We start from the raw sequence: 920 nt of genomic DNA, 5'->3' as shown, positions 1-920 counted from the left end.
GGCCTTGTACACACCGCCCGTCACACCATGGGAGTGGGCTGCAAAAGAAGTGGGTAGTTTAACCTTCGGGAGGACGCTCACCACTTTGTGGTTCATGACTGGGGTGAAGTCGTAACAAGGTAGCCCTAGGGGAACCTGGGGCTGGATCACCTCCTTATACGAAGATATTCACGATAAGTGTCCACACAGATTGATACGGTTTAGAAAGTAAAGAGACGATATTGGGTCTGTAGCTCAGCTGGTTAGAGCGCTCGCCTGATAAGCGGGAGGTCGGTGGTTCAAGTCCACTCAGACCCACCAATATCGACTTAGATGGGGCTATAGCTCAGCTGGGAGAGCGCCTGCCTTGCACGCAGGAGGTCTGCGGTTCGATCCCGCATAGCTCCACCATCTTTAAGTGTTCTTCCTTAAGAATCTTTAAAAATGGTTGTTTCTTTTGAAATATCTAGCTCTTTAACAATTTGGAAAGCTGACTGATTAACTCTAAGAGTTAATCAAATTAAAAGTTCTCAATGTTTATCTTTTGGATAAACACAACACAAACACATTCAAGTGTCTTGTATTCGATTCAAATTTAATTTGAATCACATTGAGTCCGGCAAACACGTAATAAGAATTAACCCTTCTTATTACAACCAAAAACCTTGGTTAGTTGCCATACACTAAGACCCTTTCGGGTTGTATGGTTAAGTGACTAAGCGTACACGGTGGATGCCTTGGCAGTCAGAGGCGATGAAGGACGTATTAACTTGCGATAAGCCCAGATTAGACAGTAAAAGTCATTTGAGTCTGGGATTTCCGAATGGGGAAACCCACTTACATAAGTAAGTATCTTGTTGTGAATACATAGCAACAAGAGGCAAACCGGGGGAACTGAAACATCTAAGTACCCCGAGGAAGAGAAATCAACCGAGATTCCG

Annotated in this window: 2 tRNA genes and 2 rRNA genes; all 4 read left to right on the top strand. The window is 44.3% G+C overall.

From position 1 onward, the window contains the following. Positions 1-157, top strand: a 16S ribosomal RNA gene (locus A3712_RS23835); the annotation flags it as partial. 66 nt (positions 158-223) lie between these two features. Beyond that, positions 224-300, top strand: a tRNA-Ile gene (locus A3712_RS23830). Between the two features lie 14 nt (positions 301-314). Next, a tRNA-Ala gene (locus tag A3712_RS23825) sits at positions 315-390 on the top strand. A gap of 294 nt (positions 391-684) precedes the next feature. Beyond that, positions 685-920, top strand: a 23S ribosomal RNA gene (locus tag A3712_RS23820); the annotation flags it as partial.

Origin of the sequence: Vibrio sp. HI00D65, assembly GCF_001635455.1 — a bacterium.
Lineage (GTDB): Bacteria > Pseudomonadota > Gammaproteobacteria > Enterobacterales > Vibrionaceae > Vibrio.
This window is presented reverse-complemented; position numbering and strand designations above follow the sequence as displayed.